This is a genomic window from Muriicola sp., from assembly GCF_049669965.1.
In the GTDB taxonomy this organism is placed as follows: Bacteria; Bacteroidota; Bacteroidia; order Flavobacteriales; family Flavobacteriaceae; genus Muriicola.
The window spans coordinates 1-3,253 of sequence record NZ_JBATLB010000183.1; the positions used below are offsets into that span (position 1 = coordinate 1).

General features: G+C 38.9%; 5 protein-coding genes. 4 read left to right on the forward strand and 1 reads right to left on the reverse strand.

Translation table 11 applies throughout. From position 1 onward, the window contains the following. A partial coding sequence (locus tag WBM49_RS09920) for a S41 family peptidase (protein WP_424371896.1) occupies positions 1-1,079 on the reverse strand: 1,079 nt, incomplete at its 3' end. Positions 1,080-1,310: 231 nt separating this feature from the next. Between WBM49_RS09920 and WBM49_RS09925 the strand changes: the two genes are divergently transcribed. The 4 genes from WBM49_RS09925 to WBM49_RS09940 all read left to right on the forward strand — a co-directional run. Continuing rightward, the gene (locus WBM49_RS09925) at positions 1,311-1,820 is read left to right on the forward strand and encodes an RNA polymerase sigma factor (RefSeq protein WP_424371900.1); all 510 of its coding nucleotides are present in this window, start codon (positions 1,311-1,313) and stop codon (positions 1,818-1,820) included. Continuing rightward, complete coding sequence (locus WBM49_RS09930; RefSeq protein ID WP_424371897.1) at positions 1,807-2,226, forward strand: hypothetical protein; 420 nt, start codon at positions 1,807-1,809, stop codon at positions 2,224-2,226. The genes WBM49_RS09925 and WBM49_RS09930 overlap by 14 nt, the downstream gene beginning before the upstream one ends. Positions 2,227-2,237: 11 nt before the next feature. Further along, entirely contained in the window at positions 2,238-2,786 is a 549-nt protein-coding gene (locus tag WBM49_RS09935; protein ID WP_424371898.1) for a DUF4252 domain-containing protein, read from the forward strand. Positions 2,787-2,866: 80 nt separating this feature from the next. Further along, on the forward strand, positions 2,867-3,253 hold a 387-nt coding region (locus WBM49_RS09940), incomplete at its 3' end, for a DUF4252 domain-containing protein (RefSeq protein WP_424371899.1).

The window sequence follows — 3,253 nt, forward strand, 5'->3', positions numbered from 1 at the left end:
AGGGAGAATTCATTTTTCCCGGTAGTTGTAGTGCCCACCTGGATTACATCCATATATGGATCCAGACCATTGATCAGTAATTCACTGGCCGAGGCAGATCTGTCTGTAGTTAGCACAAATACCCTGTTGAGACCCAAAGAATTAATAGCTGCCCCGTCTATTTCGTTGATGAAATTTTGTTCTAAGGAAGCTGCACTGAAATCTGATTGTCGTTTTGAGTTCCATCTTTGTTTTACGAATAACTGATCGGCATTCGTGTCATAGATCATGCTTGCCAGGGCAACCGCTGAAGATACCCTACCGCCGGGATTATAACGAAGGTCCAAAACCAATTCCGTAATTCCCTGAGCTTGCAACTGACCAATTGCCGCATTGAGTTCGTCGTCATAATCTTCGAAGAATCTCCTGTAAAAGATATATCCGATTTTATTACCATTTATATCAAAGGTATTTGTGATGTATATCGGATTTTCTTGAAAATTTTCTTGTTTGGTTAGGCTAACTAATAAGCCGTTTGGGGTAAATTCATCGTTTACGTAATCCGCCATGGTCAATGTATAGGTGTCGTTTTCGCCAAACAACAGATCAATATAATTATTGATGTTTAATCGTTGACCATCTACTTCAGTAAAATAGTTTCCTCTGAAGATTTGTTTGGAAGCAGCATCGGATTCGGGAATAACATATCTTACATAGCCCACCAACAGATCACCATCTAATTGTATAAGTCCAAAACTCAGGCCATTATTTTTCGAGATTCCTGAAAGAGAATTAGTAAATTCTTCGTAATCAGGGCTGTAAAAGGTAAATCTGTCATCAACAAAGCGCAGTTGGTTATCAAAAAAATCGCCTGCATCTGCATCAGACCCTAAAAATGCATTATACTCTTCATTGTTGGCGAAGCGATCGTCTGCGAGGTTGGGAACATCTTCCTGCCAGAAATACCAATAATTAGAGGCTTGCCACATGAAGTTCTGTGCTGCCAGATTCTTAGGTGCGGAATACGTATTATCGTCATCTTTACTGCAGGATAGACCTAAAAAGGAGATGACCAGGAAGGTTAGTATGTACTTTTTCATATTTTCTTTTTTTAATAGCTTCAATAATTATTCCAAAGGTGTGCCTGTCCAAAGGTCTTTTTATACCTTAGGTGATAGTAGACAATATCATGTGTAGGGAAGGTTATCTATTGGCTAAAATAAGCAGATATTGAAGAAGAAAAAAAGTTTTGTAACAATTTTCGTTGTAGTTCGTCTAGCTTATGTAACACAACAGTTAAAATGGTCTTTACAACCACCGATCAACCACTAATGACACAAACAGAGTTTTTAAACCTTGTAATGCCTTTCAAAGACAAATTGTACCGTCTGGCAAAAAGGATGCTGGTGTCTTCAGAAGAAGCAGAAGATGCAACTCAAGAAGTGTTGATGAAATTATGGTCAAAGAAGAAAGGAATGGGCAAGTACCGGAATGTGGAAGCCTTTGCCATGACAATGACCAAGAATTTTTGTCTGGACAGGTTGAAATCGAAACAATCGGGAAACCTAAAATTGGTTCACAGTAATTATACGGATGAGACCAAGTCGTTACAAAGACAGATAGAGACTAATGATAGTTTGAATTGGGTTGAAAAGATCATGGACACCCTGCCGGAACAGCAAAAATTGGTCTTGCAACTGAGAGATATTGAGGCTTACAGTTTTGAGGAAATATCGGAAATGCTGGATATGCAGCCAACAACAATAAGAGTTACCCTTTCAAGAGCCCGTAAAACGGTAAGGGAAAAACTAATACAAAAACATAGTTATGGACTTAAATAGAATAGAAAAATTATTAGAGAAATACTTTGAGGCCGAGACCACGGAAGCCGAAGAGCAGGTCTTACGGGATTATTTTACCGGAGACGATGTTGCTGAACATTTGGAGCAATACAGTACCATGTTCACATTTTTCTCTAATGCCAAGCAAGAGCGGTTTACGAAGCAGGTGCCATTAAAAACCAGCAAAGTGTATTATAGGTGGATATCCGTTGCAGCCGTTACCGTCTTAGTCTTTGGTATATATTTTGGTAATAGATACCAGGAACAAAGGGAAGCCGAATACGCTTACCTGCAAACAAAAAAGGCCCTGGGTCTTTTGGCCCAAAATTTAGATCGTGGTACAGAAAAAATGGGCTATTTACATGAATTTGAAGAAACAAAACAAAAAATTTACAAAAACAATTAAAAAACAACAGTATGAAAAAGTATGTAGTATTATTAGCCATAGCGCTGCTTCCATTAGCAGGCTTCTCACAATCTATCTTTGATAAGTTCGAAGATATGGATGAGGTAAGTTCGGTGATCGTAAATAAGAATATGTTCGACCTCCTTGTAAAAATGGATGTGAATGTAGACGAGCCGGAGGCCAGAGAGGCCATGGAAATTGCCAAGAGTCTCAATGGATTGAAGGTTTTTGTCACTGAGAACAAAGGAATTTCCGCCGATATGAAGTCTACGGTAGATCGATATTTAAAAAATGCGTCTCTGGAGGAACTAATGAGGGTAAAAGATAAGGATGCCAATGTAAAGTTTTACATCCGTAAAGGAAAGGACGAGGACCATGTTAGTGAGCTTCTTATGTTCGTTACCGGAATCCAAAATGCCGATGTGGAGATCAATGACCGCAAAATTGAAACGGTCTTATTGACACTGACCGGGGATATTGATTTAACCAAGATAGGGGCTTTGACAAAAAAGATGAATTTACCTAAGGAGTTAAATCAAATCGAAAAAAAGAAATCCTAACAACAGGCTGGAAGACCACGGGCACTTGTACAATACTTGTGCCCCAGGTCTTTCTCACCATTTAAAGAACAATAATCATCATGAAAACGATCACTCAATTACTATCAAGCTTAGTTCTTTTGCTATTTATTGGTTGTTCCTCAACACAAAGCTTACAGGAGTACTATGTAGACAGCGCAGAGAATCCCAATTTTATTTCTTTGGATCTCCCGGCGAGTATCCTAAATCTGGAAGCAGCAGATCTAACAGAATCGCAGCAAACAGCTGTACAATCCTTGAGGAAACTCAATGTATTGGCCTTTAGAAAGACAGCCTCTAACGCCATGGAATACGAAGTAGAAAAAGGGAAGGTAAATGCAATTATGAAGAATAAGGACTTTAAAGAGTTGATGAAGCTTAATTCTGAATACGGCAAGGGCTATGTAAAATATCTTGGGGAAGAAGATGCCATAGATGAGGTCATCATC